This window comes from Hirschia baltica ATCC 49814 (assembly GCF_000023785.1).
Classification (GTDB): Bacteria; Pseudomonadota; Alphaproteobacteria; order Caulobacterales; family Hyphomonadaceae; genus Hirschia; species Hirschia baltica.
Window position 1 is genome coordinate 3,053,619 of the sequence record NC_012982.1, and the last position, 15,345, is coordinate 3,068,963.

Genomic DNA, 15,345 nt, shown 5'->3' on the forward strand with positions numbered 1-15,345 from the left:
GTCTCAAGAAATTGAATCTAAATGGCCGACCAAAGACTCTATCAAAAAGTTGCGAATAATATTTTAGCGCTTATTGCTTCAGGGCAATACCCTCCTGGCACACGCCTTCCAGGTGAAAGAGAATTAGCGACTCAATTTGGAGTCAGCCGTGTTGTCGTGCGAGAAGCTGAAATCGCACTGGAAGCATTAGGCCGTGTAGATATTCGTGTCGGTTCAGGCGTATATGTTCTAGAAAAAACAAACACACCCACTGGGGCACTTCCAACCGTCAGTGCATTTGAACTTACTCAAACTCGGCTTTTGTTTGAATCAGAATGTGCCGCACTAGCAGCGACAATGATTACAGATGCCCAGCTAGCAGAATTGGAAGAAACGCTCAACCTCATGAGCGTGGCTGACGGCAACTCATCAGATGGCGAAGAAGCCGATAGAAACTTTCACTTACTTATTACCAAGGCCACACGCAACGAAGCCAATATGTTTTTCATGGAAAACTTGTGGCGTATGCGCACAGAAATTGAAGCTGTCAAAAAAGTCTATTCAGCAGTTTGTGTCGTCGATTCAGGGCACCGTGCTGAAGAACACATGGAAATTTTTAAAAACCTAAAGAACAGAGATGCGGAAGGCGCACGAAACGCTATGCGCACCCACTTCACGCGCTTACTATCTGCTCTATTGGACGCATCCGAACAGCAAGCAATAGAAGAAGCACGGCGCAAAATCTCATCTGAGCGCGAGCAATTCCTTAAATCTGCACTGCACAGATAATTCGCTCAAGACCACTCAAAACAGTCTAAATTGGCTATCGGCACGCATTAAATTTAGGCGTTCTCGCTATAGTCTTGGGCAAAATAAACACCAACAGATTATTTTGCCCACAGTTCAATAACAGCTTTTGACGCAGAAGTTTTTATTATGCCTATTTAAATCGTCATTCGTCGCAGAAGGCGGAGTCTAATCCCGAAGCAGGGTGAACGAACGAGAAGAAATTCTGCTTTTTCAACCTATTTGTTGATTTACAGGCTTCTTTCTCACTTCTTCCTCCTTTGCTGGCTTTCTTTGAAAGTCCGAGCATAAATGACGAGAAACGACTATGAAAAATATCGGTAAACTCAACCTTCTGACAACAAGCCTTCTAGCTGGAACTATCATGACTTCGTCTATTTCAGGCCTAGCATATGCGGAGGAGGCAAAAGCTGCACCTCCAGCCACAATTAAGGAAGCCTTGAGCGCATCAAAAGCGCTGTTTAACTTTCGTCTGAGATATGAAGGCGTCGACCAAGACGGCCTCAATAACAGCGCAGATGCACTCACTTATAGAATTCGTGCTGGTTTAGAAACAGGCAGTTATAAAAATACATCTTTCCTCATTGATTTTGAGCACATCGGTGACTTGGTTGATGATTTTAATTCAACAACAAATGGCAAAGGCACCTACCCTGTCGTAGCCGACCCAAATGTAACAGAACTCAACCGCCTGCAATTAACGAACAAATCCCTACCTGATACGACAATTGTTCTAGGTCGCCAGCGCATTATTATGGATGATGCCAGATTTGTTGGAAATGTGGGATGGCGTCAGAATGAACAAACATTCGATGCACTTCGTGTGACAAATGAAAGTATCGGAAAGCTAAAACTTGATGCTGCTTATGTGAACCGCGTCAATCGTATATTTGGCGACGAGCACCCAACGAATGGTCACTGGACTGGCGATAGCTACCTCATCAACGCCTCTCACCCAACACCATTGGGCAACCTGACAGGTTTTGCCTATTTGATAGATGCTGATGAAGCCAGCGCAGCCTCATCTCAAACTGTCGGAGCACGTTTAGCTGGTAAGAAAGACGCCGGTGCCGGCAAATTAAGCTACGCTTTTTCTTATGCCCAGCAAGAAGATTATGGCTCATCAAATCTAGATTATTCCGCTGACTATTACCTGTTAGACGCTGCGTACGGTATTCAAGGATTTGTTTTTGGGGCTGGGTATGAAGTTCTTGGCGGTGACGACCAACGAGCGTTCAATACACCTTTTGCAACATTGCACAAATTCCAAGGTTGGAATGACAAATTCCTTGTCACCCCAACAAATGGTATTGAAGACCTATATGCTAAAATCGGATATACACTTGGCGATGCAGGCCCTTTAAAAGGTCTCAAATTCCTAGCCTTGTATCATGATTTTTCAGCAGAAACAGGTTCAGCAGATTACGGATCCGAACTAAACTTCGTTGCCTCTGCAAAACTGGGTTCTCACGCACTCACACTGAAATACTCCGACTACAACGCAAATGATTTCTCCACCGATACTTCAAAAATATGGGCCTCAATTGACTTCGCATTCTAAACAAATCGATCAAGCCATAGCAAACAAAGGCCAGCAGGATTCACTTGCTGCTGCGCCTTTGCGTGTTTTGCTCATAGACGACCTTCCTGAACGCGCCGCACTTGTGGAGCAAGGACTTAGTGATGCAGCAATTGTTCACACAGCAAATCAGGTTCACGGGCGCGCCCTACTGGACCTCATTGCTGAGATACAACCCGATGTCATCATCGTTGATTGTTATTCACCAGGTAGAGACTCTATCGAAAGCCTTAGAACAGTTGCTCAAAATAATCCCAAACCTATCGTTATGTTCGTTGAAGAAGAAAACCCGTCTGGCTTTCAGCAAGCAATTGATGCAGGCGTCAGTGCATATGTTGTTGATGGCCTAACGCCCAAGCGCGTGAAGCCTGTCATAGATGTCGCTATTGCACGCTTTAAAGTCATGGACGGTTTACGCACAGAACTCAAAAAAACCAAAGACGACCTCGCCGCTCGCAAGGTAATCGAAAAAGCAAAGGGCATGCTCATGCATAAACGCGGCATGACCGAAGATGAGGCCTTTGCTGCCATGAGAACCATGTCTCAAGAGCGCGGTAGTCCAATGAAAGATATTGCAGAAAATGTGATCTCTATTCTTGGCTTGCTCGAAGGGTAGTCGCAAAAGGATGACCACGATGAACCAACATAATTTAGCTATAGGTTTTGCTCGCCTCTCAGACTGCGCTGTTCTCACCGTCGCCAAAGAGCGTGGATTATTTGAAAAATACAATCTGAACGTCACGCTTAAGCGCTATAAATCTTGGGCAGCTATGCGCGATGGTCTAGCCAATAAAGTCATAGATGCTGCAAACATGCTTGCACCCATGGTCGTTGCTTCAGCAGCTGGCATCAGCCCTTACCCTGAAATATTCACGAGTAGTTTTGCATTTAACTTAAATGGCAATGCGATCACCGTCTCCAATGCTCTTTTCCAGAGCATGCAGCATATTTCTCCAGACACAATGTTACGCCGCCCCTTAAGCGCGCATGGACTGAAGCATGTGGTAGATGTTAGAAAAGCAACAGGTCAGCCAAAGCTTGTTTTTGCCCATGTCTACCACTATTCCATGCATGCCTATATTCTAAAATACTGGCTAGCTTCCGCTGGCATTGATCCAGATCAAGATGTTGAACTTGTTGTTATTCCTCCATCTCAAATGGTTGATAGCCTACGTGCAGGACAAATCGATGGCTATTGTGTCGGCGAACCATGGAATAATACTGCAGTCCTTGCAGGGCTGGGTCACACACTCATCACCTCTTCAGAAATATGGTCAGGGCATATAGAAAAAGTGCTAGCAGTGCGTCACAGCTGGGCCAATCAACATGAAGATATTCACCTTGCATTGATCAAGGCACTTCTAGAAGCCGCCGTCTGGGTGGACAGCCCCAATAATCGTTTAACTGCCGCACAAATGATTGCATCCGCTGAGTATGTAGATGCACCGCTTGATGAGATCGTTAGCTCTCTGACAGGCAAAAATAGACAGACAGGCGGCAATCTTCGTCAAGATATGCCAGATTTCAATGTCTTTCATCGTTATGCAGCAAACTTCCCTTGGATATCCCAAGCGAAATGGATTTTAACGCAAATGGTGCGATGGGGACAACTCACAGATGATGTGGAATTTGACGCGGCAGCCTCTTCAGCATTTCAGCCAGAAATTTACCGTAAAGCAGCAGCCGAACTGAATATCGCAGCTCCTACGATCAATGAAAAAGTTGAAGGAGCTCAAGAGCATGCGTGGGTCTTAAAGGAAGCAACACAACCCATAGCCATGGGTGCCAACCAGTTTATTGATGGCCGCGTCTTCAACCCAGCTGAAATTAATTCTTACCTGAATGGATTTTCAAATTCATCTGCCAGTCGCGCTTCAGAAGCGAGTAAAACCGATATAGAAGTCCAGTTAAATTAAGCTAGAGTGGCCTGCAGGCTCGCTGCATTGCAAAGACTATATGGATAACGGATAAGCAAAATTGCAGGATTTTTAACGCCTTGCTCTTTTGTATCGTGTGCAAGGCGACCCAAAACTGTTTTTACAGATCTCATTTGCGGTTGCCCCGCTCGCTCAATCCAATCAGCGGGCGCATCAGCAGGTACACCGGCAGCCATAAGCGTTGATTGAATCTTCCAAGCTTGCGCAACCCCCATATAGAAAGCAACACAAACACCCGGCTTCACGATTTTTGCCCAATCCGGCACCGAGTCAACCTCGGCAGTTCTTCCTGTGGTAACAACAAAGCTCTGCAATTCTGCACGCTCAGTCACGGTAATCACTGCTTCTGAAGCTGCTGCCAAAGCAGCGGTCACGCCGGGAACAATTTCAATTTCAGCACCAACGACTGAAGCTGCAGCGATTTCCTCTGCAGCACGGCCAAAAATCATGGGGTCGCCAGATTTTAGCCGAGAAACGTGCCGACCTTTGGCAACATTTTCCTGAATTGTGCGATTCAGATCAGCCTGCTGAACACCACCATCTCCAGCTTCTTTCCCGACATAACAGCTTTCAACATCTGCCGGTATCAGATCGAGCACTTCCGAGCTAACCAACCGATCATACAAAACTAAATCCGAATTTTGGATTCTGGATACAGCACGTAAAGTCAATAGATCGGCAGCCCCTGGTCCACATCCGATCAGAGTCAACTTGCCGTTTAAGCGATTGCAGTCATTGCCGTTTTTCATTCTGCCGCTTCCATTTGATCCAATTTAGACGCATGCATATATTCAGAAATCAGTACGGAAATTTCAGGTTTGCAAGACCCACAATTTGTTCCTGCACACGTAACTTTTCCAACTTCTACGACCGTTTCAGCCCCAGATTTTATAGCCGCCTCAATTTCACCTGCACCAACCCCCATACATGCACAGATAACTTTACCACTAACCTCTCCGGCTGGTGGACGACCAGCTAGAAGACGCAATCTAACGGTGTCATCGAGCTTTTTGCCTATATTTTGCCCTAACCAAGCACGGTCCGCTTCCACACTTCCCTGTGTTGAGAGAATTGCAAACCCTTTCAATAGGTTATCCGAGATAACACAACGACGCATATTGCCAGTTTTGGTATCCACAAAGGACAATTCTTCATCTTGTGGGTCAACCTGCAGCAATTCTTCCATTAAGGTTTTATAATCCCAAATAGAATTGTCTCCCGCAAGTTCTACACTCCACCCATCATTACGACGCGCTAGTGCCCAGTATGAAAACTTAGCCAGAATTTCAGGAGATGGCTCTTCTGAAATCACTGCATACGCCCACCAATCTAGTTTAAATTTTTCAATAGAAACAGGTGTGTATTTCATTTCTGGCTGGCCAGAAACCTTATCAAAATTAGAGCTAGTGATAGCGTCTACACATCCTTTGGAGGCATATCGCCGTGTCCAATGCATGGGTGCGAACGCCGAACCATCTGCCAATCGATCTGTAACGAGTACACGCAAATGCGCACTGCCCCATTTGCTTTTAACAATTGCAATATCAGAATCTACAAGGCCAAGCTTTAAAGCATCCCTTGAATTTATTTCGACAAATGGCTCCGCAATGTGCGTGGATAAACGCTGGGTTTTCCCTGTCCGCGTCATTGTATGCCAATGATCGCGAATACGCCCAGTATTCAATACAAACTCAAACTCTGCATTCGGTTTTGATGCAGGTGCTTTAACAGGCGTCGATACAAATTTGGCCCGTTTGTTGGCTGTATAAAAATTGCCGTTTTCAAAAAAGCGTTTGGCCCTAGCCTGCGTTTCATTCTTTGCCAAAGGCCACTGAAACGGCGTTAAATCATCATATTGGTTTGTCGTAATCTCATCAAAATGCCCGATATCAAAATCACGTGTGCCATTATTTTCAAATGCTGACATCTGAGCATATTCTTTAAAAATATCGGATGGATTATCAAACGCAAAACCTTCAAAGCCCATCCGGCGTGCAATATCACACATGATATCCCAATCATGTCGCGCATTGCCAGCAGGTTTCAAAAAGCTACGTTGACGAGAAATTCTGCGCTCAGAGTTTGTAACTGTTCCACTTTTTTCACCCCATCCCGTCGCAGGTAATTTAACGTGTGCCAGTTTTACCGTGTCACTTGTCTCCACAATATCCGACACAACAACGAAAGGACAATTTTCAATCGCACGACGCACTTTATCTGCGTTGGGCATAGAAACCGCTGGATTGGTTGCCATAACCCACAACGCTTTGATCTTGCCATTCCCGATCGCATCGAACATGTCGACAGCTTTAAGCCCCGGCCCTTGCGCCAAATTAGGTGCGTCCCAGAAACGCTGGACCTTATCTAAACTTCCAGCATCAAAATCCATATGACAGGCGAGTTGATTGGCTAAACCACCAACTTCGCGTCCACCCATAGCATTGGGTTGTCCCGTAATTGAAAACGGCCCCATGCCTGCGCGACCAATGCGTCCGGTTGCCAGATGTCCGTTGATAATCGCATTGACTTTATCTGTTCCAGTGGAGGATTGGTTCACCCCTTGGGAATAGATTGTCATCGTTTTTTCGGTCTGAGTCACAAGATCGAAAAAGGTCACTAATTGCTCAATGGATAGCCCTGTCTCAACCGCAACCTCTTCAAGAGAGAGCTCAGAAGCCACTTTCAGCGCCTCTTCAAGGCCATCCGTGTAGGCATCCACATAAGATTTATCAAAGGCGGTGGAGTTAGAAAGGTGTACAAATAATGCGTTAAATAGCGCCACATCTGCGCCAGGTTTGATAGGCAAGTGCAGATCTGCTGCGTCGCTAGTTGCGGTCTGGCGTGGATCTATTGTGACTATTCTGGTGCCGCGCTGTTCTTTTGCTACGAGAAGCCTTTGGTGCAAAACCGGATGGCACCAGGCAAAATTTGAACCGACAAGAATAACCAGATCCGTGTGATCTAAATCTTCATAACAACCCGGAACTGTGTCTGCCCCAAATGCCCGTTTATGGCCCGCCACAGATGAGGCCATGCAAAGCCGCGAATTGGTATCAATATTGGCAGAACCAATAAATCCCTTCATCATCTTATTGGCGATGTAGTAATCTTCAGTCAGACATTGTCCAGACACATAAAACGCGACACTGTCTGGACCATGCTCGGCGATAGTTTGCAAAAATCTACCCGCGACTAGATCAAGTGCAGAATTCCAGTCTGACTTTTGTCCATAAACAACAGGATCCAACAAACGTTCTTCATGCGTCAGGGTTTCACCCAATGCAGATCCTTTTGAGCACAATTTACCAAAGTTAGAAGGATGATCAGGATCACCCTTAACTTGAGCAGTTTGCCCATCTTCAGATGGCGTCACCAAAACACCACACCCAACCCCGCAATAAGGACAGGTCGTTGCTGTAGATTTCAATTCGGACTCTGATTGGGACACTTATTTAGCCTTCAATCTGAATAAATACCCGACCATCTCTGATCTCGACCGCATGGGTCTGGACGCGCCCTTCATCAGGCCCTGTTGCTTCACCAGATTTCAAATCGAAAACCCAATTATGCAAAGGACAAGTGACGGAACAATCATGAACAATACCTTCGGTAAGCGGTCCCTTTTTATGAGGACATGCATTGTCAATCGCGTAGACTTCTGACGCCATTGTCCGAAAGAGACCTATTTCACGTCCTCTAATGATTGCGCGCCGAGACCCTTGAAGCGGAATATCCTCAATGGCACAAAGGTCGATCCAATCAATTACTGCAGTATCGTGTGGCATGATTTACTCCGCTGGTTCCAATGTCAAAGGTGCAAATTCATGAGCATCAACACCTTGCGATGCGCGCTGTGCCCAAGGGTCGTCTTGTGCAAATTGTTGAGAATGCAAGAATCGTTGATAAAAGGCTTTGCGCCCTTCTTCATCGTCTGCGATCATGGAACGGATCGTATCATATCCAACGCGATCAGCCCATTTATAGATGCGCTCAAGATACCAGCCCTGCTCTCGATAAGCTTGAAGCAATGCCGCGCAATATTCTATTGCTTCTTCTTCAGTTTCCACTTTGCAGAGGATTTGAGTGCCTTGGATATGCATCCCAGCTGCACCGCCAAAATGCAGCTCATACCCTGAATCCACACAGACAACACCAATGTCTTTACATGTTGATTCTGCACAATTCCTTGGGCAACCGGATACGGCTAACTTGACCTTTGCTGGCGACCATGAGCCCCACATCAATTTTTCAAGTTTAACACCTAGCCCAGTCGAATCTTGGGTTCCGAAACGACACCAGTCAGTCCCAACACAGGTTTTGACTGTACGCAGGCCTTTTGCATATGCATGCCCGGAAACCATTCCGGCATTGTTCAAATCTTTCCAAACAGCAGGCAGATCATCCTTTTTAACACCAAGCAAATCTATTCGCTGACCGCCTGTGTATTTTACGGTTGGAATTTCAAATTTATCAACAACATCCGCAATAGCTCGCAATTCTTTGGATGTGGTCAAACCACCCCATGCACGAGGAACTACGGAGTAAGTTCCGTCTTTTTGAATATTGGCATGAACACGCTCATTGATGAAACGTGATTGCTGATCATCAACATATTCACCCGGCCATGTCGCAATGAGGTAATAGTTCAGAGCTGGACGACATTTGGCGCATCCGCCAGAGGTTTTCCAACCAAGCTCCTGCATAATCGCTGGGATTGATTTCAGCTCTTTGGCAACGATCAAACGACGCACATCACCCGGCCCCAAATCTGTACAGCCACAGACTGTAACTTTAGTGCCGCCAAATTCATCGCCAAGCGTGTATGCGAGCAAACTTTCCACAAGCCCTGTACACGTTCCACATGATGCAGACGCTTTCGTACAAGACCGCACACCAGCTAGGTCTTTTAGTCCTTCTTTTTCAATAGCAGATACGATTTTACCTTTGGAAACGCCGTTACAACCACAGATTTCTGCATCATCCGGCAAGGCTGCAACGGCCGCCGTGGGGTCCAGCGGAGCTGCTCCCGAAAAGCTTTGGCCAAATATAAGGTTTTCACGATCTTCTGATGCTATCGGAGCACCTTCTTTAATTTTCTGGAAGAACCAGGCACCATCTGCTGTTTCACCGTAGAGAACGGCTCCAATAAGGCGATCTTCTTCAAGAACCAAACGTTTATAAATACCGCGAGCCGCATCACGGAAAACAATTTCTTCGCGGTTTTCACCCTCCGCAAAATCACCTGCAGAGAAAAGATCAACTCCCGTTACTTTCAGTTTTGTCGATGTCTCAGAGTGAGCAAATGCATGATCAGCTTCACCGGCCAAATGCATACCCAGAACACGCGCTTGTTCATATAGCGGCGCAACCAGACCATACACATTGCCTTCAAATTCCACACACTCACCAACAGAATAAATATCTGGATCAGATGTCTGCATGTTTGAGGATACTTGAATCCCACGACCCGTGTCCAATCCAGCCTCTTTGGCCAGTTCAACACTTGGACGAATACCTACAGCCATGACCACCATATCGGCTTTGAGACGAGTACCATCTTCAAGCAGCACCGCCTCGACACAATCAGTTCCAACAATCTCTTTTGTGTTAGCTTTCGTCATAATTTTGATGCCGCGAGAAGATAATTCTTTCTCAAGAAGATATCCTGCGGACGGATCAAGCTGGCGTTCCATTAGTGTTGGCATGAGATGCAACACAGTCACGTCCATGCCTTGCATTTTTAGGCCTGCCGCCGCTTCTAGCCCGAGCAACCCGCCCCCGATGACAACAGCGCTTGAATTTTCTTTGTTGGAAAACTCAATCATTTTCTCAACATCATCGAGGTCGCGATACGCCAAAACGCCGTGAAGTTTATGTCCCGGGCATGGAATAATAAATGGGTTAGAACCGGTCGCGATGATCAGCTTGTCATAGCTTTCAGTTATACCTGCAGCGGACGTGACAGTTTTTGCTTCTCGGTCAATTTGCGTAACACGGGCACCGCGATGAAGCGTGATATTATGCTCTTCATACCAGCCATCCCCGTGAATGATGATATCATCAAAACTCTGCTCACCAGAAAGAACTGGAGAAAGCATAATACGGTTATAATTCACGCGCGGTTCTGCGTTGAAGATAATGACTTCATACGCATCTGGTGCAGCTTCAAAAAGGGTCTCAAGTGCACGGCCTGGGGCCATACCATTCCCTATAACGACAAGTCTAGGTTTCATTGAAACGCTCCTGTCTCAATATGCGGGTTAAATATTTGTATTTTATCGAAATATGAGGACATGATTTTACGCTGCATCCTCTTTTTCCTTTTTAACATCCGGCTCAGATTCATCAGCTGGAGGCGTCGGATTTGCGCCGCCTTCATAATCTTCAAGAAACTGAAGAACGCGCTGGCGATAGTCGTAATAATCTGGGTGCTCAAGCAGCGCTTTACGTGTACGCGGACGTTCGATATCCACGCGCATATCCAAACCAATGCGGGCATTTGGACCATTCGTCATCATGATCACACGATCACCAAGCAGAATGGCTTCATCAACATCATGCGTTACACACATCGCTGTCACTTTGGTTTTTTGCCAGACATCCATAAGAACTTCTTGAAGCTCCCAACGGGTCAAACTGTCGAGCATACCAAATGGCTCATCAAGCAGGAGCAATTTCGGACTAAGCGCGAAAGCCCGCGCAATACCCACGCGCTGCTTCATCCCATTGGATAAATCCTGAGCCAGCTTATTCATCGAGTCTTTTAGACCAACACGATAGAGATAGTATTCGACAATCTGCTCACGTTCTGCCTGACTTGCATCTGGATAAACTTTATCAACCCCTATGGCCACATTCTGTTTAGCAGTCAGCCAAGGAAATAAAGATGGAGATTGGAAGACAACGGCTCTGTCAGGACCGGCAGATGCGACCTCTTTATGGTCAAGAATAATACCGCCTTTGGATACATCATTTAGACCAGCGGCCATTGTCAGAACTGTCGATTTTCCACAGCCTGAATGTCCGATTATGGAAATAAACTCACCTTTTTTCACGAGTGTATCAAAACCATCGACAACCGTTAGCGGGCCTTTGGGCGTTGGGTAAACTTTACACACTTGAGAAAATTCAAGATAGCGATCTTCATGCAGGCCTGAGGTTTTGGTCGCATCTTCATAGACCTTAGGTGGCTTTTGCGTAATCGGCACAACATTTGGCAAAGGTGGCTCATCACCTTCTGTTTTGGCGGCTGCACCAACCCCCATCAGATAGGCGGTGACATCTTTGCGAAGCTTTTTAAACTCTTCGCTTTCATTCATTTTGGTGCGGTCACGCGGACGCGGGATATCAACGATGAAATCAGGTCCAAGCGATGCATTTGGTCCCGGGTTTAGCGGAATGATCCGATCTGCCAGCAATATAGCCTCATCCACATCATTGGTGATGAGAACAACAGTCTTCTTTTCCTGATCCCATATCTCAGTGATCTCGTCCTGAAGTTTAGAACGCGTAAGTGCATCCAAAGCAGATAGAGGCTCATCCAGCAGCAAAATATCTGGGCTCATTGCCAAAGCACGCGCAACAGATACACGCTGACGCATACCACCCGAAAGCTCGGATGGTTTGCGGTCAGTGGCGTGCCCAAGCCCCACCATTTCAACATAACGCAGAGTACGTTCTTCGCGTTGTTTTTTGGACTCGCTTTTAAAGACAGTATCTACAGCCAAGGCGACATTTTCTTTAACTGTCATCCACGGCATCAACGAATAGCTTTGAAAGACGAGACCGCGGTCAGGGGCTGGCCCCTCCACTTTCTCGCCTTTGCTAAAGACTTCACCCGCATCAGGAAATTCAAGCCCAGCGATCAAATTGATCAACGTGGTTTTGCCCGATCCTGAAAACCCTAGAATGGCAACAAATTCAGTGTCAGCGACTTCAAGATTTACATCTTTGAGAATTTCCGCACGATCTGGTCCATCACCATACCATTTGGATACATTTTTTAGCGAAAGTATCGCCATGACAGCCTCCAATATTAGCGGTTGGTTGAGTGAGTGAACATTGTTTGAAGTGCAGCCATGAAGCGGTCGAGAATGAACCCGATTATTCCGATCGTCAGCACAGCAACCATGATCTTAGCGAGAGATTGAGATGACCCATTCTGAAATTCATCCCAGACGAATTTTCCAAGACCAGGGTTTTGAGCCAGCATTTCAGCGGCGATCAACACCATCCAGCCAACCCCAAGAGACAAGCGCATACCTGTAAAAATCAGCGGCAATGCAGATGGAAGCACCAGCTTGGTGACTTTGGTCCAAGCATCCAGCTTCAATACTTTACCCACATTCACGAGATCTTTGTCGATAGAGGCAACACCCACAGCTGTATTGATCAAAGTTGGCCATAACGAACACAAAGTCACAGTGATTGCCGATGTCAGGAACGATTTGGACATATTCCCATCTGTCGCCACAGTCGCAGACACGACCATCGTCACGATGGGCAGCCACGCCAAGGGAGATACTGGCTTAAATATTTGGATAATAGGGTTGAAAGCCGCGCTCATTGCAGGCGACATACCCATAATAATACCAAGCGGCGCTGCAATAACTGTAGCGAGGATAAATCCGAAGAACACAGTCTTCAAACTCGTCCATATTTGCTGGTAATAAGTCTGCTTACCTGTGTAATCTCTGTCGCGCACTTCACCTTCACGGCCTGCTGCGATCAAAGCATCATTGCGTGCATCCTGACGCGCATAAAAAGCATCAGATTTCACTTTTTCTGCAACATGGTCTTTATGCAAAACGACAGCTTGTTCCCAAACTTGAGAAGGCCCCGGAATAGCTCCTAGAGATGTTTTAACAGTTGGTGCCAATTGCGCCCAAGCAAACATAAAAATCAGTAGCGCTAGAATTGGCACACCAAGACGCATCCATAACGCCTTGCCCTGCTCTTTGGGGCTATCACCTGCCGCTATCATCAAGAGCGGTGTCACCCAAGACAAGCCTACGGCATCCAAAAATTTGGAAGCCTTGTTAATGGCAGTAAAAATCTTTTCTTTGCGTGCTTCTTTTGCAGCGTCTTTATCAACAGTCACCTCTAACGAAGCATCTGATTGTGTTTCTGCAGGTTGGACGATGGACATGTATAATTTCCGTATGTTTCACTGCAAAACAACTGCAGCAATAAAAAGCTCATTCTATAAAAATTGGCGGAGACTTAGAGAGACATAGGCCCCCGCCAAGTATCGGGCGTTGAAACCGACTACTCTACAATTGTCGAACCTTCGACACGCTGATTACCTTTCAGACCAATAGGCAAACTATCGAGGTATGCGTTTGGCGCACGGCCATCAAAAGCAATACCGTCAATAATGTCTTCACTTGGGGTTGGAGCTTTGTAACCGTCTGTTTCCCAAGGGAAATCAGCTTCATTTGCCTTACCTTCATCAACCAGCATTCTGGCTGCTTCTAGGTATATGTCTGGGCGGTATACATTTTTAGCAATTTCATCATACCAAGCGTCAGACTTGCCTTCAGGGATTTGTCCCCAACGGCGCATTTGTGAAAGATACCAAACTGCATCTGAGTAATATGGGTATGTCGCATTATAACGGAAAAACACGTTGAAATCCGGAACGTCGCGCTTATCGCCTTTTTCGTACTCGAAAGTACCCGTCATTGAGTTTGCAATAACTTCAGCATCCGCACCCACATATTCTGAACGCGATAAAATCTCGACAGCTTCAGGACGGTTGGCATTGTCATTTTCATCCAACCACATTGCCGCACGAATAAGCGCTTTCGTCAGAGCAAGTGTGGTATTCGGGTTTTCCTCAGCAAATTCCTTTGTGATACCGAATACTTTTTCTGGGTTGTCTTTCCAGATTTCATAGTCAGTGATGACTGGAACACCAATGCCTTTAAATACAGCTTGCTGATTCCAAGGCTCACCCACACAATATCCATATATTGTACCCGCTTCCAAAGTTGCAGGCATTTGCGGTGGAGGCGTCACTGATAAGAATGCTTCAGCTTGAATTTTTCCAGATGTGTCATCCGGCGAATAAAAACCTGGGTGGATACCACCAGATGCTAGCCAATAGCGAAGCTCGTAATTGTGTGTGGATACTGGGAAAACCATCCCCATATTGAAGGGCTTGCCTTCATTATTGTATTTTTCAACAACTGGCTTGAGGTATTCTGCTTTGATTGGGTGAACGGGACGCCCATCATCCATTTTAGGAATATTAGGCTTCATTTCAGCCCATACTTCATTGGAAACGGTAATACCATTCCCATTCAAATCCATTGAAAATGGCGTAATAATATCAGCCTTCGTTCCATAGCCGATTGTTGCCGCTATTGGCTGGCCAGCTAGCATGTGCGCGCCATCCAACTCACCATCAATCACGCGATCCAGAAGAACTTTCCAGTTCGCTTGCGGTTCAACTGTTACGAAAAGACCTTCATCTTCAAAATAGCCTTTTTCATAAGCAATCGCTAAGGGAGCCATATCTGTCAGCTTGATAAAGCCAAAAGTCAGATCTGTTTTCTCAAGCGCAAGCGTTGAAATTGGAGCCACATCAACATCCGCTGACGGCTTTACAGAACTAGATGAATTGTCACCACATGCAGCAAGCATAGAGGCCGCGATAAAGGCTGTACCCATTACAATTTTACGCATTGAGGGCATATGCGGGGTCGTTTTAAAAAAAGTCGCTAACGCAGTCATATAACGTCTCCTAAGCGGGGCTTGAGGCAATCGAAGAGATTGTGGCCTCAACCAAAAAAAATTGGAAAATTCGAAAAACAATGGGAAAGTTCTGATTAAGAACTCCCAAGATACGAATCGAGTCCCGCGGCGGACTACGAATACTTAGTGCAGCATCGTCACTGCGCATTTCCTGTTTCTAATATGTTAATAAAACTTTCAAGCTCGACATCTCTCACTGCCCAATCTTGATGCAATTTGACAAGAATACACCCACAATAAAGCAGAGGTTGCACAATAATCGAGCAAACACGCGCTCTTCTGACC

11 protein-coding genes are annotated in these 15,345 nt (G+C 46.1%); 4 read left to right on the forward strand and 7 right to left on the reverse strand.

What is annotated here, in order from left to right; translation table 11 throughout:
* Window positions 1-21: 21 nt before the first annotated feature.
* The 4 genes from HBAL_RS13970 to HBAL_RS13985 all read left to right on the forward strand — a co-directional run bounded on the left by HBAL_RS13970 (window position 22) and on the right by HBAL_RS13985 (window position 4,281).
* Window positions 22-768, forward strand: a complete 747-nt coding sequence (locus HBAL_RS13970) for a FadR/GntR family transcriptional regulator (protein WP_015828597.1) — start codon at window positions 22-24, stop codon at window positions 766-768.
* A 325-nt stretch (window positions 769-1,093) separates the two neighbouring features.
* Window positions 1,094-2,347 carry an alginate export family protein gene (locus HBAL_RS13975; protein ID WP_015828598.1) on the forward strand — a complete coding sequence of 418 codons (1,254 nt, stop codon included), beginning with the start codon at window positions 1,094-1,096 and terminating at the stop codon, window positions 2,345-2,347.
* Window positions 2,331-2,981 carry an ANTAR domain-containing response regulator gene (locus tag HBAL_RS13980; RefSeq protein ID WP_233356698.1) on the forward strand — a complete coding sequence of 217 codons (651 nt, stop codon included), beginning with the start codon at window positions 2,331-2,333 and terminating at the stop codon, window positions 2,979-2,981. Before HBAL_RS13975 ends, HBAL_RS13980 begins: the two co-directional genes overlap by 17 nt.
* A 19-nt stretch (window positions 2,982-3,000) precedes the next feature.
* Window positions 3,001-4,281 (forward strand): CmpA/NrtA family ABC transporter substrate-binding protein, encoded by a 1,281-nt coding sequence (locus HBAL_RS13985; protein WP_015828600.1) that lies wholly within the window; start codon window positions 3,001-3,003, stop codon window positions 4,279-4,281.
* Here HBAL_RS13985 and cobA read toward each other — a convergent pair.
* From cobA to HBAL_RS14020, 7 genes are all read right to left on the reverse strand, one after another.
* Window positions 4,278-5,051 (reverse strand): uroporphyrinogen-III C-methyltransferase, encoded by a 774-nt coding sequence (gene cobA, locus HBAL_RS13990; RefSeq protein WP_015828601.1) that lies wholly within the window; start codon window positions 5,049-5,051, stop codon window positions 4,278-4,280. The two genes, HBAL_RS13985 and cobA, sit on opposite strands and share 4 nt — an antisense overlap.
* Entirely contained in the window at window positions 5,048-7,750 is a 2,703-nt protein-coding gene (locus HBAL_RS13995) for a nitrate reductase (RefSeq protein WP_015828602.1), read from the reverse strand. Before HBAL_RS13995 ends, cobA begins: the two co-directional genes overlap by 4 nt.
* A gap of 4 nt (window positions 7,751-7,754) precedes the next feature.
* A complete protein-coding gene (nirD, locus tag HBAL_RS14000) occupies window positions 7,755-8,087 on the reverse strand; it encodes a nitrite reductase small subunit NirD (protein WP_015828603.1) in 333 nt (110 codons plus the stop codon).
* Window positions 8,088-8,090: 3 nt separating this feature from the next.
* Entirely contained in the window at window positions 8,091-10,535 is a 2,445-nt protein-coding gene (gene nirB, locus HBAL_RS14005) for a nitrite reductase large subunit NirB (RefSeq protein WP_015828604.1), read from the reverse strand.
* A gap of 66 nt (window positions 10,536-10,601) precedes the next feature.
* Window positions 10,602-12,323 carry an ABC transporter ATP-binding protein gene (locus tag HBAL_RS14010; RefSeq protein ID WP_015828605.1) on the reverse strand — a complete coding sequence of 574 codons (1,722 nt, stop codon included), beginning with the start codon at window positions 12,321-12,323 and terminating at the stop codon, window positions 10,602-10,604.
* 14 nt (window positions 12,324-12,337) lie between these two features.
* Window positions 12,338-13,450, reverse strand: coding sequence for an ABC transporter permease (locus HBAL_RS14015; protein ID WP_015828606.1), 1,113 nt, complete (start codon window positions 13,448-13,450; stop codon window positions 12,338-12,340).
* A 119-nt stretch (window positions 13,451-13,569) separates the two neighbouring features.
* Complete coding sequence (locus HBAL_RS14020) at window positions 13,570-15,039, reverse strand: CmpA/NrtA family ABC transporter substrate-binding protein (protein WP_015828607.1); 1,470 nt, start codon at window positions 15,037-15,039, stop codon at window positions 13,570-13,572.
* Window positions 15,040-15,345 lie beyond the last annotated feature (306 nt).

What these genes read in the sequence shown, in the direction of transcription:
- HBAL_RS13985 (WP_015828600.1), top strand. Translation starts at nt 3,001, where the DNA reads ATGAACCAACATAATTTAGCTATAGGTTTTGCTCGCCTCTCAGACTGC.
- HBAL_RS13975 (WP_015828598.1), top strand. Translation starts at nt 1,094, where the DNA reads ATGAAAAATATCGGTAAACTCAACCTTCTGACAACAAGCCTTCTAGCT.
- nirD (WP_015828603.1), bottom strand. Translation starts at nt 8,087, where the DNA reads ATGCCACACGATACTGCAGTAATTGATTGGATCGACCTTTGTGCCATT.
- HBAL_RS13970 (WP_015828597.1), top strand. Translation starts at nt 22, where the DNA reads ATGGCCGACCAAAGACTCTATCAAAAAGTTGCGAATAATATTTTAGCG.
- HBAL_RS14020 (WP_015828607.1), bottom strand. Translation starts at nt 15,039, where the DNA reads ATGACTGCGTTAGCGACTTTTTTTAAAACGACCCCGCATATGCCCTCA.
- nirB (WP_015828604.1), bottom strand. Translation starts at nt 10,535, where the DNA reads ATGAAACCTAGACTTGTCGTTATAGGGAATGGTATGGCCCCAGGCCGT.
- HBAL_RS14015 (WP_015828606.1), bottom strand. Translation starts at nt 13,450, where the DNA reads ATGTCCATCGTCCAACCTGCAGAAACACAATCAGATGCTTCGTTAGAG.
- cobA (WP_015828601.1), bottom strand. Translation starts at nt 5,051, where the DNA reads ATGAAAAACGGCAATGACTGCAATCGCTTAAACGGCAAGTTGACTCTG.
- HBAL_RS14010 (WP_015828605.1), bottom strand. Translation starts at nt 12,323, where the DNA reads ATGGCGATACTTTCGCTAAAAAATGTATCCAAATGGTATGGTGATGGA.